The organism is Kribbella antiqua, from assembly GCF_004345665.1.
Classification (GTDB): Bacteria; Actinomycetota; Actinomycetes; order Propionibacteriales; family Kribbellaceae; genus Kribbella; species Kribbella antiqua.
Genome location: NZ_SLWR01000001.1, coordinates 151,574 through 167,937, shown reverse-complemented (window position 1 = coordinate 167,937; position 16,364 = coordinate 151,574). Strand labels below are relative to the sequence as shown.

Below are 16,364 nucleotides of genomic sequence, written 5' to 3'. Positions count from 1 at the left end.
CTAGCGAGGGTCGGCTGAGGGTGGTTCGGTCCTGAAAGCGGACGGTTGGTGGGGTCGCCGCGGCGTGGTCGACGGTCTACCTCGCCAGCCCGGAGTCGCTCGCCCTGGTCGCGGACCAGGGGGCGAACGACCCGGACGAGGCAGTCCGCAAGAACGCGGCCGAGTTACTGCACCACTTCAGTCGATCTGGGTGAGGCGGCCGGTGTCGACGTCGTACATGAAGCCGCCGACCAGGATGTCGTCGCCGATCAGCGGGTGTTCGCGGACGGCGGCGACGTCGCGGCGGAGCGCCTCCTCCTGATCGGGGATGACGTTGATCGGCAGGTAGCCGGCCGGTTTGCCGGCCGCGGCTTCGACCTTGGCGCGCAGGTCGTCCTCGGACATCGCGGCCATCGCGCAGCGCGTGTGCGGGATGATCATGATCCGGCGGACGCCGAGCAGCTGGACACCGAGCACGAGCCCGGTCATGGTGACCTCGGTGACGCGGCCGCCGGCGCTGCGCAGGACCTTGGCGTCCCCCGGCTTCAGCCCGAGCATCTCCAGCGGCGGGATGCGCGAGTCCATACAGGTGACGACGCCGATGCCCGCGTGGGCGATCCCGTCGAAACCGCCGTAGTGGAAGTCGGCGGCGTACTCGGCGTTGGCAGCAAGCAGGTCTTCGAATCCGGTACTCATCGGACTCCACCAGCCACAGGGGTTCCGGCATGCAGGATCGACATGGCGAACGGTTCCTTTCCGCAGGACTCGGGACGAGGTGGATCAGCAGGCGCACTCGTCACGGACACGGTCCACGTCCGGCCGTCGCGGTGCCGGACAGTGACGGACTCCAGATCCTCGGCGACGATGCCGAGGGAGTCCAGCGCCAGCTCGCCGATGAGCTGACGTACGGCGATCTCCGCGGCCTGACCGCGTTTGGTCCACGTCGACCGGCCACGCAGACCGGTCAGCACAGTCTCACCGCGGTCGGCGGCTTCCAGCACGGCTACGGCCGTTTCGACCGAGAGATGACCGTGCATCGTCCCGGCCGGCAACAGGGTCGCGGTCGGCGCGAACCGGTGCCCGCCGAGGTGATTCGCCTCCCAGACGCGTCCGGGCGCAACAGCCGCCAGGCCTGCAACCAGTGGGCGGCCCAGGATTGCGCAACACTCGTCACGCTTCCCGTTCGTGCAGACGAGCATCACCGGCTCGGGTACGACGGACAGGGCCGGCAGCGAGGTCATCACGGCATCCCGGTCCCCACGGCCAATCGCCTCGAGGTCGAGTTGCTCCAGCGCGGCCGGGTCGTCGACACAACCACCGAGCAGCCAAGTCCGCCCGGGAAAGGTCGAGGCGACGTACACCTGGTGTGACCGCTCGACCGCATCCGGGTGGCGGCCGGGGGAGCGGATCAACCCGAACCTGACATCGGCCTTCTTGCAGGCCTCGTCGATCGCACCGCCGAGCGCGGGATCGAGGTGGCTCTGCGTCGGCGCCTTCGCACCCCACGGACCCGGTTGTTCGACCAGCAACCAGCCGTTGGCCACGACCGCCGTACCGGCGAGCGGCTCGCGCAGCTCCCGGCAGAAGGTCGAGCACAGGCCGGGCAGCCCGGTCGCGTCGGTTCGTGCGGTCACGGCAACACCGTACGGCAGGTGAGACGCCTGTCCCTCATGATGATCAGGATGTGTGCACAACGCCACGTCGGCCGAGCAGCAGGACGGCCAGTACGGCTGCCAGAAACGCGCAGACGGCGGCCCCGGCGAAGATCGCGTGAACTTGTGAAACGGCCGCGTCCCGGAGCGCGTCGACGAACGGCCGGCACGAACCAGGCGTGGACGGGCACAGCTCGTTCGGGGACGGGATGTCCTCGACGATCGCGAAGTACCGCCGCAGCCCGATCGCGGTGAGTGCGGAGACGCCGACGAGCATGCCGACCATCCGCGCGACCACGACCAGGGCACTGACCAGTCCGTGGCTGTCCGCGGGGGTGGCGCCGAGCATGGCGGTGTTGACCGGCGACAGGGCGAGGCCGAACCCGAAGCCGCAGAGCGCGAGTACGACGGAAGCTGGCGCGTGATCGAGCGCGTCACGGTCCCAGAACGCCATCAGGACGAACATCGCGCCCGCCAACGCGAGCCCGACGCCTGTGATCAGCCCGAGCCCGTAGCGCCGCGTCAACCACCCACCGACCACCGCACCGACGGGCAGCGCGATCAGGAACCGCAGCAAGACCAGCGCGGCAGCCAACTGTCCGCCACCCTGAGTGGTGCGAGCGAACACCGGTACGTCGACCAGTGCGGCAATGAGGGCGGCTCCGACGAGGAAGCTGACCACCAGCGAACCCCACGCTGGTGCTGGACCTAGGAGCCCGCGCGGCACGATCGCTCGCGTCGTACGACGCTGCCAGAACGCGAAGCCGACGCCGAAGACCGCAGCAGCGAGCAGCAGCCATGGCCCGGCCGGTGCCATCAGCTCACGCTCAGGGTCGGCGGTCGCGAAGGCGAGCACTACCCCGGCGAGTGCGAGAGCCAGCAGTAGTGCACCGACCAGGTCGATCTGACCAGCCACCGCGTGGAGCCTGGTCTTGCGCAGCAGTAGGGCGACCCAGAGCAGCACCAGCACGAGGCTGGCGACGCCGATCGGTGTCAGGAGACGTGAGTCGCCGACGAACGGTACAAACGGGATGCCAAGCGTGACGCCGGTGGCCAGCCGTTCGGGCGCGGTGAGGGTGAGGCCGATCGCGGCACACGCGATGAAGCCGACCGCGGCGGACAGCGGCGGCGGCTTGAACCCACGCAGCAGCACAGCCAGTACGACGGCTACCGCCAGGTTGAGCCAGAAGATGTACCGCCAGTCCGCCACAGCAAGGACCAGGGCGCCAAGCAACGGCCCGAGCACCGAACCGAGCTCCTGCACTGCTCCAACCACGCCGAGCGGCAGCCCTCGTCGCTCAGCCGGCCAGAGGTCGGCCACCAGCGCCAACGTTGCCGGCACGAGTCCACCGCCCCCGACGCCCTGCAGGAACCGGCCGATGACTATCAACGACAGGTCGTACGCACTGGCTGTGATCAGCGACCCGACGGCGAAGAGCACCAGCGCGCCGACGAGTACGGGCGTACGACCGACCACGTCGGCGATCCGCCCGATCAGCGGCAGTACGGCGATGTAGCCGAGCAGGAACCCGGAGATGATCGGCGCCGCCCGCTGCAGCTGATCGGCCGACAACCCGACCCCAGCCATCATGTCCGGCAATGCCAGTACGACGACATACGTGTCGGCCGCGGCGAAGGCGACCGCGATCGAGGCAAGCGTCAACTGTGTCCGCGGCCGAGCCGCCGTACTGATCACGACAGGCCAGCGGCCTGGTAGGCGATGGCGCTCACGGCTTGGTGATTTCCACCTGTTCGCCGTAGCGGTCGAGGGTGATGTCGTAGCTGCTGGTGGCGCCGGCGTAGAAGGGGCCGGTGATGGTTGCCGAGACCAACTGCTTGGAGTCCTTGTCGATCTTGAAGGTGCTGGGGAAGTCCTGGTCTGCGGGCGCCTTCGGGAAGATACCCTGCAGCGACTTGCCCTGGACCGAACCGGTGATCTCGGTCAGCACCTTCGCACCGTCGCGGCTCTCGCCCTTGATCTTCGGGTCCTTCAGCGTCGGCAGTACGGCGGTCAGGCCCTTCTGCGGATTCAGCAGGATCGCCGGATCGGGTGCACCCAGACCGGCCAGCTGGGACGGCGGGAGCTCGATGAACTTCGTCGTGTACGGCAGCTTCGCGTAGACCTTGCTGCCGACAGCAACGACTTCGGCGTCGATCGGCGAGCCGCCCACACGGACGGTCAGCTTGCCCTTGAATGCCGGGGCGTGCGTGGCCACGCCGTCACCGCTAGCCAGTGTCTGCGCGGTTTCCGGCAGGTCCCGCCCGGTCAGCACGATGTGCACGCTGGCCGCCTCGTCGATGGTCTTCTTGGCGGCCGTCAGCAGCGCGACCGGGTCCTCCTCGGTCCGGCCGTCGCCGCCATCGGAATCCTTCTTGTCGCTGCAGCCCGCCAGCGCCAACACGAGCACCGCGCCGAGCGCGACGAGTCTCTTCATGGCGTCAGCTTGCCAGGTCCGCGGCGCACGCAGCGATGGGCTGCGCCACCGGCACGCCGGAACCGTCGCGCCGCGGGTCGATCGGGGGCAACTCGACCGGAGCGCCGCTGCTCGCGCTCGCCCGGACCGGGGCCGCGCCGATGAAGCCGAGCAGCAGCCCGTCCTCGCCCTTGAGCAGCCGCTGGCACCTGACACCACCGGTCCCGCGACCCTTGCCCGGGTACTCACTGAAGGGCGTCACCTTGACCGCGCCGACCTCGGTCCCAGGCAATGCGGACGACGAGCCGGCGATCGTGACGACCTGGGCCTCGCGTTCGGTGTCGACCGCGCCGAAGAAGACGACCTTCGCGCCCGCGCCCAACCGTACGCCGGCCATGCCGCCTGCCGTACGGCCCTGCGGGCGCACCGCCGACGCCGGGAAGTGCAGCAGTTGCGCGTCGGACGTGATGAAGCACAGCTCCTCGTCGCCGCTGGCCAGCTCGACCGCGCCGATCACCTCGTCGCCGTCGTTCAGCCGGATGATCTCCCACGAGTCGCGGTTGCTCAGGTGATCCGGTACGACGCGCTTCACGACTCCGCCCGTCGTACCCAAAGCGACACCGACGGACTCGGGATCCATCGTCGTCAGCGCCAGCGCCTTCTCTCCCGGCTCCAGCGACACGAACTCCGCGATCGGAGCACCGCCCTGCAGGTTCGGCGCGTTCGCGGTCGTCGGTACGGCGGGCAGGTCGAGCGACTCGAGCCGGATCAGCCGGCCGGCGCTGGTGATCAGCCCGTACTGACCGCGGGCGGTGCTCTTCACCGCGGAGACGATCGCGTCGTGCTTGGCCCGGGTATCGCCGGTGCCGAACGGCTCGACACCGTTCGTCCGCGCGAGCAGACCGGTCGAGCTCATCAGCACCCAGCACGGGTCGTCGGTGACCTCGAGCGGCACGGCGGCGGTCTTGGTCGCACCGGACGATTCCAGCAGCACGGTCCGCCGCGGCGTGCCGTAGGTCTTGGCGACCTCGGCCAGCTCCTCCGACACCGTCTTGCGGAGCAGGTTCTCGTCCTCGAGGATCGCGGTCAGCCGCTCGATCTCGCGCTCCAGCTCGCCCTTCTCGGTCTCGAGCTCGAGCTTGGAGAACTTGGTCAGCCGGCGCAGCGGCATGTCCAAGATGTAGTTCGTCTGTACTTCGGTGAGGTCGTAGATCTCCATCAGCCGGGCCCGCGCGGCGGCCGCGTCGTCGCTGGACCGGATGATCTGGATGACCTCGTCGATGTCCAGGATCGCGATCAGCAGGCCGTCGACGATGTGCAGCCGGTCCTGCGCCTTCTTCCGGCGGAACTCGCTGCGCCGGCGGGTGACGTCGTACCGGTGGCCGAGGTAGACCTCGAGGAGTTCCTTCAGGCCGAGGGTGCGGGGCTGACCGTCGACCAGGCAGACGTTGTTGACGTGGAACGCGTCCTCGAGCGGGGTCAGCTTGTAGAGCTGCTCCAGCAGCGCCTCGGGGACGAAGCCGTTCTTGACCTCGATCACCAGCTGGGTGCCGTGGGTGCGGTCGGTCAGGTCCTTGACGTCGGCGATGCCCTGCAGCTTCTTCGCCTGGACCAGGGTCTTGATCTTCTCGATCACCTTCTCCGGGCCGACGGCGTACGGCAGCTCGGTGACCACGATGCCTTTGCGGCGCGGGGTGACGTTCTCGATCCGGGCGGTGGCGCGCATCTTGAAGCTGCCCCGGCCGGTGGCGTAGGCGTCCTTGATGCCTTCCAGGCCGACGATCTTGCCGCCGGTCGGCAGGTCCGGGCCGGGGATGAACCGCATCAGGTCGTCCAGGTCCGCGCCCGGGGTCTTGATCAGGTGCCGCAGCGCCTGGATCACCTCGACCAGGTTGTGCGGGGCCATGTTGGTGGCCATGCCGACCGCGATGCCGGCGGCGCCGTTGACCAGCAGGTTCGGGAAGGCGGCAGGCAGCACCGCGGGCTCTTCCTCCTGGCCGTCGTAGTTCGGCCGGAAGTCGACGACGTTCTCGTCCAGGCCGTTCGTCATCGCCAGCGCGGGCGGCGCCATCCGGCACTCGGTGTACCGCATCGCGGCCGGGCCGTCGTCGAGGGAGCCGAAGTTCCCGTGGCCGTCGATCAGCGGGACTCGCATCGACCAGGGCTGAGCGGTCCGGACCAGGGCGTCGTAGATCGCGCCGTCGCCGTGCGGGTGGTACTTACCCATCACTTCACCGACGACGCGGGCCGACTTCACGTGACCGCGGTCGGGGCGGATGTTGTTCTCCGCCATCGAGAACAGGATCCGCCGCTGGACCGGTTTCAGTCCGTCCCGCGCGTCCGGCAGCGCCCGGGAGTAGATCACCGAGTAGGCGTACTCCAGGTAGCTGGTGCGCATCTCGTCGGAGACGTCGACGTCGAGGATGCGCTCCTCGAAGTCCTCGGGCTCGGCGGTGGTGCTGGTACGGCGTGCCATGCGGATCTACGAACTCCTCGATCAAACCGGTACAGCGCCGCGACGGTCCGGCGCCGTGCCCATTGTCCCTGGTGAACTCACCTTTGCCCGGCCACGACCCGCCATCCCGGCGGTTCAGCCCTGCCTGTGCGGTCTAGTCCACCGCGGCGGAGGGCTGCGACCGGCGCAGGATGTACGTCGTCGGGGCCAGAGCGGACCCTACCGCCAGGGTCAGACAGATTCCCGCGATACCCGTCAGCACCGCCCAGGGCACAGTCATCGGTACGTCGGTCAGCCCGGAATTCATCGCATGCCGGATCAGGATCCCGACCGTCAGCGTGATCGCCGTACCGAGACTCAGCGCGACCGCGCCGACCAGCCCGGACTCCCACAGCACCATCCGGCGGATCTGCGCAGGCGTCGCCCCGAGCAGCCGAGAGGTGATGAACTCGTGGCGCCGCTGCAGGCTGCCCATCAGCAGGGTGTTGGCGATCGCGATGGCGCTGTAGAGCGCGGCTGGTCCGAGCAGCAGGATCAGCCCGAGCCGGTTGCCCTCGCGGACTCCCTCGGCCTGCTCCGCCTCCCACTCAGCGGCTGGTACGGCGTGAGCCGTCGTACCGCTGAGGTGCTCGTTGAGCGTGGTGAGGTCGACCCCGTCGACGAAGATGCGCTCCGGCTGGGCGGTCGGGGCGTGCCGGCGGACGAGGTCGAGTGGGATGAGGATCGAGGGGTTGACGCCTTGGGCGTCCTTGACGACGGCGACGACGCGGAGCTTCGTGGCGCTTCGGTCGGTGAAGGTCACCGGGATCTCGTCACCCACCTGGTAGCTGTCGAAGCCGGCCATTTCCTTGCTGACGGCAACTGTGTTGCCGGTGAGCCGGCTTATATCGCCGGAGATCGCGGTCAGGTCGCGCGTACGGCTGGCGACGGCTGGGTCGATCCCTTCGGCATCTTCGAGTTCGGCGTCGTCGCTGCTGATCCGGATGAGCTGGAGCGGGATTCCGGCGTCCACCGCCGTCACGCCCGGCACCTCGCCAAGGTCAGCGAAACCTTCGACCACGATGGGCGCTCGGAGGGTGTCGCGGATGGTCGCCTCGGCGCTGTCGGCAGCGAAGCTGAGGCTCAACACCATCGAGCCGGCGATCGCGGAGATGGCCAGGATCGGTGCAGCAAGCGACGCGCTCCGGCGTGGTGCGGCGACCACGTTGCTCTGGGCCAGCCGACCCGACACCCGGGTCCACGCGATCAGCGGCAGTGCCCACAGCCGGCCGACCCACGGGACCACGACCGGCGCGAGCAGCGTCAGCGCGATCACCAGCAGCATCGGTGTGAACATCGCCAGCGGCGTCACTCCTTCGCCGGTCGACGGCCGGATCAGCGCCAGCAACGTGATGAACCCGGCGAGGAAGAGCACTCCGAAGGTGATCCGCACCGGTCCGATGCGTGGCGGCTCCAGCGCGGCTTCCCGCAACGCGTCGACCGGCCCCACCCGTCCCGCACGCCGCGCCGCTGACCGGGCACCGAGCATCGCAACGACCAGCCCGATGCCGACCGCGATCGCGAGCGGGACCCACGGCGAGGCCGGCTCGAGTTTCACCGGCGCCAACTCGGTGTACGACGCCTTGCTCAGCAGCAGGGGAGTCGCGAGCTGAGCAAGGACAGCCCCGGTCAGTGAGGCTGCGAGCGCGACGACCAGCACCTCGCCGAGCACCATTCGCCGTACCTGGGAAGGTGTCGCGCCGATCAGCCGCAGGAGTCCGATCTCCCGGCGCCGCGAGGCGACTGCGAACGCGAACGTGCTGGCGATGACGAAGATCGTGATGAACCCGCTGATCGTGCCGACCAGGCTCAGTACGGTCTGCAGGCCGGACACATCGGCGTCGGACAGCGGCACCCTGACCTGGCGCGGCTCCAGATCCCGTCCGCCCAGCGTGGTGACGGTGATGCTTCTCGCAACCGGTCCGCTGTAGGCGATCGTCGCTGCGGTCGCGGTCGCCGCGAGGCCGAGTAGGAAGACTCCGACAGCCAGTGCGATGAACGAACCGGCGTACAGGGAACGATGACGGCTGACCGTCTGGCGGCTGAGGTAGAACATCATCGCTCCAGCGAGCTCATCGCCGCGGCGATCTGGGCCGGAGTTCCGCGGTCGAGGTGACCCGCGATCAAACCGTCGGACAGGAACAGCACCCGCTCGGCGTAGGCGGCGGCGACCGGGTCGTGGGTGACCATCACCACGGTCTGCCCGGCCCTCTCGGTTGCCTCGCGCAACAAAGACAGGATCTGCCGGCTGGTGCCGCTGTCCAGCGCGCCGGTCGGTTCGTCGGCGAAGAACACCGACGGTCGGGTGATCAGCGCCCGTGCGATCGCCACGCGCTGCTGCTGACCACCGGACAGCTCGGCCGGCCGCCGCTTGGCCTTATCTTGCAGCCCGACCTGATCGAGGACCCGGTGTACGTCGCCACGGCTCGGGCGCCGGCCGGTCAGCCGCAGGGGCAGCGCCACGTTGTCGTAGACGGTCAGCGACGGCAGCAGGTTGTAGGCCTGGAAGACGAAGCCCATCTCGTTGCGGCGGAGCTTCGTCAGGGCGACCTCGTTCAGCCCGGACAGGGTGGTCCCGCCGAGCACGACCGTCCCCGTGGTGGGCTGGTCGAGGCCGGCGGCGCATTGCAGCAGCGTGGACTTGCCGGACCCGGACGGCCCCATCACGGCCGTGAACGAACCCTGAGCGAAGTGGTAGGTCACGCCTCGCAGCGCGTCGACCGACCCGGCCTTGGACCGGTAGGTCTTGGTGATGCCGTCCAGCAGCAGAGCCGGCGGCTGAGTCGGTACGACGGTTGGGTACGTCGGCGCGGTACTGGTCATGGGGCCTCCCGGCCTGGACTGAGGAGCGGAGGGAGCGAAGCGACCGGAGTGACGAGGGAAGGCCGGGAGTCAAAGCCCCGTGACCCGCCGCGCCGGAGGCGTGGCATCAATACGGTCATGGCACCAGCCAACAGCCGATCGCCGACCCGCACCCTGGCCTACAGGCGAGACGTGAAGTAGCGCGCACGCTACCGCCCACCGGCCTGGCGCAGATCTAGGGTTGGCAGCGTGAACAGACCTACGACCGTATGGGCAGCGATGGCGTCGCCGCGCTATCTCGTGTCGTCCTGGCCTTGGCGTAGCTATGCCTATCTGTTCACGTCAGTGCCGGTGGGTGCGTTGACGATCACCGTCATCGGTGGTGCGGCGGCGGTGAGCGCGCTGCTGAGCCCGGTCTTGATCGGCATCCTGGCCGTGACGATGTTGCCGCTGCTCGGCGTGGTGATCGGCTGGGTGGAACGGTGGCGGGCGGGGCTCATGCTGCTCGACGGCATCGACAGCCCGCATGCCGAGATGCCGAGGTCGCTGCGGCGGTGGGAGAAGCTGAAGTTCCGCCGGCGCGAGGGGGCGTCGCTGCGGGAGCTTGGGTACGGTTTCTGGCTTGGTGTCCTGGTCTGCCCGGTCAGCGCCCTGGTCGCCGGCATCAGCGCGACCGTCATGGGCATCACGCTGGCGGCGCCGGTGATCGCCGACGGCGACGAGATGGGCATGGGCCCGTGGATCCTGGACAGCGCGCAGGAGGGGTTCATCTTCCTGCTCGCCTTCGGCCCGATCTTCTACGTCGTCAGCTCATACCTGGTCGGCGTCCTGGCCGGAGCCGAGGCCGCGCTGGCCAGGGCGATGCTTGGGCCGCGGCAGGAGGAGTTGCGGCGGAGTCTGGCCGAGTTGCGGCGGTCGCGGCTCGATTTGGTCGACGCGTTCGAGACGGAGCGGGTGCGGATCGAGCGGCACCTCCATGACGGCGTACAGCAGCGGCTGGTCGGGCTGACGATGACACTCGGGCTCGCGGAGCTGGATCTGCCGGAGGGTGAGGGCCGTCGGTTGGTGGTGAAGGCGCATGCCGAGGCGGAGGCCGCGCTGGCGGATCTGCGCGAGGCGGTCCGGGGGATTCATCCGCGCGTCCTCGTCGACCATGGGTTGGAGGCCGCCGTACGGGAGGTGGCGGATCGGAGTCCGCTGCCGGTCATGGTTCAGATGGAGCTGCCGACGCGCTTGCCGCCGCCGATCGAAGCGGCGGCGTACTTCGTCGTGAGCGAGGCGCTGGCGAACGTCGCCAAACATGCGCAGGCGACGACGTGCGAGGTCAGCGGCCGGATCGAGGGAGAGCGGCTGATCATCTCGATCGTCGACGACGGCATCGGCGGTGCCAAGGCTGGCGCCGGGACGGGACTCACCGGGCTGGTGACCCGGTTGGACGCGTTGGGAGGCAGACTCGACATCGACAGCCCAGCTGGTGGGCCGACACGTTTGCGGATGGAGTGCCCGTGCCGACTCGGCGACTGAGCATCGTGCTGGCGGAGGACTCGCTGCTGCTGCGCGAGGGCCTTGCCAGCATCCTGGACCACGCCGGTCACGAGGTACGCGACACCGTCGGCGATGCGGACACGCTGCTGGCCGTCGTACGGAAGGAACCGCCGGATGTCGTCATCACCGACGTACGGATGCCGCCCGGGCACAGCGACGAAGGGCTGCGGGCGGCCGCGGCGATCCGGGCCGAGCTGCCCACGATCGGGATCCTGGTGCTGTCGCAGTACGTCGCCGACGCCTATCTCTCGTCGTTGCTCGAGACAACGACCGGCGGGATCGGGTACCTGCTGAAGGACCGGGTCGGGCATGTCACCGAGTTCCTCGAGTCGCTCGACCGGGTCGCGGACGGCGGGACCGTGGTCGACCCCGAGGTGGTCCGGCAGCTGCTCGCGCGGCGACGGAACGACGGGCCGTTGTCGGCGCTCACCCCGCGCGAGCTGGAGGTGCTCGCGCTGATGGCCGAAGGCCGGGTCAACGCGTCGATCGCTGAGCAGCTGGTCGTCAGCGAGGCCGCCGTACGGAAGCACGTCGGGAACATCTTTGCGAAGCTGCAACTGGACGACGGGCTGGACCGCCGGGTGTCCGCGGTGCTCACGTACTTGCGGGGCTGATTTGCGCGGCTGAGAGAGGATCGAGGTATGGATTCCGACATCCGGAAGATCTTGGCCGACTGCCAGACGTGGGCGGTCGTGGGCCTGTCGAACAACACGAGCCGGGCAGCGTACGGCGTGGCGCGGTTCCTGCAGGGGCACGGGAAGCGGATCGTGCCGGTGCATCCGAACGCCGAGACCGTGCACGGCGAGCAGGGGTACGCGACGCTCGCGGAGATCCCGTTTCCGGTGGATTGTGTGGACGTGTTCGTCCGGTCGGAGCTGGCCGGTGACATCGCGGACCAGGCGGTGGGAATCAACGCGAAGGCGGTGTGGTTCCAGCTCGATGTAGTGGATCCGGACGCCTACACACGCACGACCGCGGCAGGCTTGACGATGGTGATGAACCGCTGCCCGGCGATCGAGTGGGGCCGGCTGGGTCCGACCTGAATCCCCGACCGGGGCGGTGGGGCGGGGATGATCAAACGAGAAGGGCTCCGATGTTCACGATCGACACGTCCACCAACTTCGGCAAGCGCATCACCCGGCAGCTGGACGACGAGGTAGTGCTGTGGCTGACCACGGTCGGCACGTCCGGGACGCCGGCACCCAAGCCGGTCTGGTTCCTCTGGCACGACGGGCAGATCCTGGTCAGCAGCCAGCCCGGCACCGCGAAGCTGCGTCATGTGGCCGCGCATCCCCAGGTGGCGCTGAACTTCAACGCGACCCACAGCGGCGGTGACGTCGGGGTCATTTCCGGTACGGCGGTGATCGAGCCGGATCCGATCGGTGGAGAGGCGCGGGCGGCGTACAACGCGAAGTACGCCGACGCGATCGCCGGCCTCGGGATGACGCCGGACCAGTTCCATGCGTCGTACTCGGTCCTGGTCCGGATCACTCCGCAGAAACTGCGCGGTTTCTAGCCGAGATAACCCTCGACGGTGCCGGCGTCACGCGCCTGGGCGTCGTCCGGGTTCTCGCCGAACTCACGCTTGGCGCGGCGCTGCCGAAGCAGGTCCCAGCACTGGTCCAGCTCGACCTCCAGCGCCTGCAGCCGGGAGTGCTCATCGGCGTCGGTCATGTTTCCCGCGGCGTGCTTGGTCCGCAGCTCGTGCTCCTCGGCCACGAGCTCGTCGATCCGGCCGAAGATGCTCTTGTCGTCGCTCATGAGGACACCGTACGCCCGTCCGGGAGGGCCGAGCGGGAGAGCAACTCGGTGATGATGAGGATGGCGATCGACTCGGCGGCGACCAATCCGATCAGTACGACGAGTTGCAGGGCCGCGGCCGCGGTCGGGGAGGCGCCGCCGAGGACCATTCCGACGAAGGCGCCGGGCAGGGTGACCAGGCCGACGGTGCGGGTCTGGTCGAGTGCCGGGAGGAGTGCGTCGCCGGCGACCGGGCCGGCGACGAGTTTGAACGCGTCCGGCTGGAGCAGGCCGATCGACAGTCCGGCCTCGAACTCGCCGTACCTCGTCCTGTACTCGGCGAGGACACGGCGGCCGGCCAGGGTGGTGGCGGTCATCGCGCCGCCGACGATGATGCCGCCCATCGGGAGGATCGTCGCCGGGTTGCGCGGGACGACGCCGGGCAGGATGAGCAGCAGCAGTACGACGAGTGCGCCGCCGCCGATCGCGCAGGCGCAGTACATCCACTGCCGGGGGACGACCGCGCTGGAGCGGAGGCGCCTCGTGCTCGTGAAGGTTGCGACCACGAACATCAAAAGAACGAAGCCTAGAGCGCCGAGCGTGTGCTGCAGCGCGACTCCGACGACGGCGCCGACCGCGGCGAGCTGCACGACGGCTCGCAAAGCCGCGGTGAGGATGCCCTTGTCATGCCGCAGACCGGCGTACCGGGAAGCGCCGACGCCGATCGCGATCAGCAGCGGGAGGACAACGACGGCCGCAAGCCCCAGCCCGGTGTCGAAAGACATCCGCCCATTCCAGCACGCACCTCACCGCCGCCCGAGCATCGCCCCGCCTCGAAGCACGGCCCCCCGGTATCAGCCTTCCTTGAAGTCGGCCTCGTCGTATGCCTGTGCTGCGGGCTCGCCGGCTTCGACCTTGGCTGCCTCGTCCGCGCGCAGCTCGACCCGGCGGATCTTCCCGGAGATCGTCTTCGGCAACTCGGCGAACTCGATCCGCCGAATCCGCTTGTACGGCGCCAGGTGCTCGCGGCAGAAGCTCAGGATCTCCCCGGCCAGCTCCCGCGACGGCTCATGCCCGGCGGCCAGTACGACGTACGCCTTGGGCACCGCGAGCCGGACCGGATCCGGCGACGGTACGACGGCCGCCTCGGCGACGGCCGGGTGTTCGATCAGCACCGACTCCAGCTCGAACGGGGAGATGCGGTAGTCGCTGGCCTTGAACACGTCGTCGGATCGGCCGACGTACGTGATGTAGCCGTCCGCGTCCCGGCTCGCCACGTCGCCCGTGTGGTAGTAACCGCCACGCATGACCTCGTCGGTCAGCTCGCGGGCGTCGCGGTAGCCGCGCATCAGCGGGACCGGCGCGGGCGCGAGCTCGATGCAGATCTCGCCGTCGTCGCCGATCTCGTCGGTCGACGGGTCGATCAGCGCGATCGTGTACCCGGGCAGCGGCCGGCCCATCGAGCCGAGCTTGACCGGCTGGCCGGGCGGGTTCCCGATCTGCGCGGTCGTCTCGGTCTGCCCGTAGCCGTCCCGGATGGTGACACCCCAGGCGTTGCGGACCTGCTCGATTACCTCCGGGTTGAGCGGCTCACCGGCCGAGATGCACTCGCGGATCTGCACCTCCACCGCGGACAGGTCAGCCTGGATCAGCATCCGCCAGACCGTCGGTGGTGCGCAGAACGTCGTCACGCCGTACGTCTGCAGGATCTGGAGCATCTTCTCGGCGTCGAAGCGCGTGTAGTTGTAGAGGAAGACGGTCGCGCCGGCGTTCCAGGGCGCGAAGACGTTGCTCCACGAGTGTTTCGCCCAACCCGGGGAGGACACGTTGAGGTGGACGTCGCCGGGCTGGAGGCCGATCCAGTACATGGTGGAGAGGTGACCGACCGGGTAGCTGACCTGAGTGTGCTCGACGAGCTTGGGCTGGCTGGTCGTGCCGGAGGTGAAGTAGAGCAATAGCGAGTCGTTGGCGGACGTGTCGACCTCCGGCGCGGGACCGTCGTACTGCGCCGAGCTGTCGTAGTGGAGCCAGTCGTCCACTGGCTCGCCGACCGCTACACGCAGGCAGTGGTCGGCGATGCCCTTGTACCGCCCGGCCTCCGTGCTGCTGGTGACAACCGCCCGTACGCCGCCACGCGCGATCCGGTCGGCGAGATCGGCGTCGGTGAGCAGTGTGGTCGCGGGGATCATCACCGCGCCGGCCCGGATGCAGGCGAGCATGGTCTCCCAGAGCTCGACTCTGTTACCGAGCACGATGAGCACCCGGTCGCCTGGCTGCAGTCCCGCCTGGGTGAGCCAGCCGGCAACCTTGCCGGACCGCTCGGCCATCTCGGCGTACGTTTGCGAGATGACCTCGCCGTCCTCCTCTACGATCGTCAGCGCGGCGACATCCGGCTGCTCGACGGCGAGCGCGTCGAACCAGTCCCGCGCCCAGTTGAACCGGTCGAACGCCGGCCAGCTGAAGTCCCGGTACGCCGTCTCGTAGTCCTCGCGATGCGCGACCAGGAAATCCCGCGCCGCCCGGAACTCCCGCGTCACGTCCGCCGTGCTCTGCTCCGTAGCCATGTCCCGCACATTACCCACCGAGCGCGACGACGGCTCCTGTCACAACGAGTGGCGTCAGGATCAGCCCTCGCCAGAGGAAGGACCACCAGGAGATGTCGACGCGGGCGGCGTCGCAGCGGTCGCGCCACAGAAGGGTCGCGAGCGATCCCCAGAGGGTGAGCAGGCAGCCGCAGTTCACGCCGATGAGCAGCGCCATCATGCGGTGACCGTCGGCCGAGGCAACCGGTTCCATCGCAAGGTAGGCAGGAAGATTGTCGACAATGTTCGCGCCCAGCGCGGCGGTGATGCTCAGCCGCAGCTCGGAGTCGGAGCCGGCGACGCGGCTGAGGATCCCTTCGAGCCCGTGTGCGGTGAGAGCGCCGACGACCAGGAACAACCCGACCACCGTGACCACCAGCTTGGCGGGGATCAGCGACCACCTCAGCGCCTCGCGGCGTCGTACGGCGAACAACACCGCCAGCACGACCGCGCCGATGGAAGCCGGCCAAGCGACGTTCACGCCCGACACGAAGGCGGGGCCCAGCAGCACGCACACGCCGGCGGAACCCCAGAACAGCACCTTGTCGTCCGCGCGCGGCGTCGGCGGTACGTCGTACGACCGCCGGAGGTCGCGGTGGAACAGCACGGCCAGCACGGCCACCGTGATCAGGATCGCGGCGAGCGCGGGTCGCCAGCTCAGTGCGAGGTAGTCCTGCAGCTCGTCGAAGTGATGCAGAGCCAGCAGGTTGGTGAGGTTCGACACTGGCAGCAACAGTGAGGCGGTACCGGCCAGCCAGACGGTCGTGAAGGCGAACAGCTTCGGCGGGAGGCCGAGCTGCCGAGCCATCGCGAGCACGACCGGGGTGAGCAGCACAGCGGAAGTGTCGAGCGACAGGACGATCGTCAGCGCCGTGGCAAGCGCGACAACGAGCAGCCAGAGCCGCCAGACCCGCCCGCGAGCCAGGTGAGCGGCCTCCCGAGCAGCCACCTCGAACACCTTCGCCGCGTCCGCCAGGCCCGCGATCACCGTCACGGCGACCAGAAAGACGAGTACGGGCGCGATCCGCTCGAGGACATCACGGGCGTCGGACAGCCCCAGTAGCCCGGAAACCACCGCGGCGAGCCCACCGAGTGCGCTCAGCCACCACATGTAGGGCTCATGGAATTCACAACCTCCGGTGGATCTCTTTGAGTA

At 68.9% G+C, this 16,364-nt stretch carries 15 protein-coding genes; 4 read left to right on the top strand and 11 right to left on the bottom strand.

Features of this window, described 5'->3' with window-relative positions:
• Positions 1-177 precede the first annotated feature (177 nt).
• From EV646_RS00825 to EV646_RS00795, 7 genes are all read right to left on the bottom strand, one after another.
• Positions 178-675 carry a beta-class carbonic anhydrase gene (locus EV646_RS00825; protein ID WP_132142875.1) on the bottom strand — a complete coding sequence of 166 codons (498 nt, stop codon included), beginning with the start codon at positions 673-675 and terminating at the stop codon, positions 178-180.
• Positions 672-1,613 carry a sucrase ferredoxin gene (locus EV646_RS00820; protein WP_241995110.1) on the bottom strand — a complete coding sequence of 314 codons (942 nt, stop codon included), beginning with the start codon at positions 1,611-1,613 and terminating at the stop codon, positions 672-674. Before EV646_RS00820 ends, EV646_RS00825 begins: the two co-directional genes overlap by 4 nt.
• Positions 1,614-1,656: 43 nt before the next feature.
• A complete protein-coding gene (locus EV646_RS00815; protein ID WP_241995108.1) occupies positions 1,657-3,327 on the bottom strand; it encodes an MFS transporter in 1,671 nt (556 codons plus the stop codon).
• 31 nt (positions 3,328-3,358) lie between these two features.
• Positions 3,359-4,066, bottom strand: coding sequence for an LppX_LprAFG lipoprotein (locus tag EV646_RS00810; RefSeq protein WP_132142873.1), 708 nt, complete (start codon positions 4,064-4,066; stop codon positions 3,359-3,361).
• Between the two features lie 4 nt (positions 4,067-4,070).
• A complete protein-coding gene (locus EV646_RS00805; RefSeq protein ID WP_132142871.1) occupies positions 4,071-6,521 on the bottom strand; it encodes a DNA gyrase/topoisomerase IV subunit A in 2,451 nt (816 codons plus the stop codon).
• A 133-nt stretch (positions 6,522-6,654) separates the two neighbouring features.
• A complete protein-coding gene (locus EV646_RS00800) occupies positions 6,655-8,598 on the bottom strand; it encodes an FtsX-like permease family protein (RefSeq protein WP_241995100.1) in 1,944 nt (647 codons plus the stop codon).
• On the bottom strand, positions 8,595-9,362 hold the full coding sequence (locus EV646_RS00795; protein WP_132142869.1) for an ABC transporter ATP-binding protein: 768 nt from the start codon (positions 9,360-9,362) through the stop codon (positions 8,595-8,597). The genes EV646_RS00800 and EV646_RS00795 overlap by 4 nt, the downstream gene beginning before the upstream one ends.
• Before the next feature lie 228 nt (positions 9,363-9,590).
• On the opposite strand from EV646_RS00795, the gene EV646_RS00790 reads away from it, so the two are divergent.
• The 4 genes from EV646_RS00790 to EV646_RS00775 are packed head-to-tail and all read left to right on the top strand — an operon-like array spanning position 9,591 to position 12,402.
• Complete coding sequence (locus EV646_RS00790) at positions 9,591-10,865, top strand: sensor histidine kinase (RefSeq protein ID WP_132142867.1); 1,275 nt, start codon at positions 9,591-9,593, stop codon at positions 10,863-10,865.
• Positions 10,847-11,500, top strand: a complete 654-nt coding sequence (locus EV646_RS00785) for a response regulator transcription factor (RefSeq protein WP_132142865.1) — start codon at positions 10,847-10,849, stop codon at positions 11,498-11,500. The genes EV646_RS00790 and EV646_RS00785 overlap by 19 nt, the downstream gene beginning before the upstream one ends.
• Before the next feature lie 27 nt (positions 11,501-11,527).
• Positions 11,528-11,929, top strand: a complete 402-nt coding sequence (locus tag EV646_RS00780) for a CoA-binding protein (RefSeq protein WP_132142863.1) — start codon at positions 11,528-11,530, stop codon at positions 11,927-11,929.
• 50 nt (positions 11,930-11,979) lie between these two features.
• Entirely contained in the window at positions 11,980-12,402 is a 423-nt protein-coding gene (locus EV646_RS00775; protein WP_132142861.1) for a TIGR03667 family PPOX class F420-dependent oxidoreductase, read from the top strand.
• Here EV646_RS00775 and EV646_RS00770 read toward each other — a convergent pair.
• The 4 genes from EV646_RS00770 to EV646_RS00755 all read right to left on the bottom strand — a co-directional run bounded on the left by EV646_RS00770 (position 12,399) and on the right by EV646_RS00755 (position 16,319).
• The gene (locus tag EV646_RS00770) at positions 12,399-12,647 is read right to left on the bottom strand and encodes a DUF2630 family protein (protein ID WP_132142859.1); all 249 of its coding nucleotides are present in this window, start codon (positions 12,645-12,647) and stop codon (positions 12,399-12,401) included. The two genes, EV646_RS00775 and EV646_RS00770, sit on opposite strands and share 4 nt — an antisense overlap.
• The gene (locus EV646_RS00765; protein WP_132142857.1) at positions 12,644-13,411 is read right to left on the bottom strand and encodes an ABC transporter permease; all 768 of its coding nucleotides are present in this window, start codon (positions 13,409-13,411) and stop codon (positions 12,644-12,646) included. The genes EV646_RS00770 and EV646_RS00765 overlap by 4 nt, the downstream gene beginning before the upstream one ends.
• Before the next feature lie 69 nt (positions 13,412-13,480).
• Positions 13,481-15,190, bottom strand: coding sequence for an AMP-binding protein (locus tag EV646_RS00760; RefSeq protein ID WP_132142855.1), 1,710 nt, complete (start codon positions 15,188-15,190; stop codon positions 13,481-13,483).
• Between the two features lie 10 nt (positions 15,191-15,200).
• A complete protein-coding gene (locus EV646_RS00755; RefSeq protein WP_132142853.1) occupies positions 15,201-16,319 on the bottom strand; it encodes an ArsB/NhaD family transporter in 1,119 nt (372 codons plus the stop codon).
• Between the last annotated feature and the right edge of the window lie 45 nt (positions 16,320-16,364).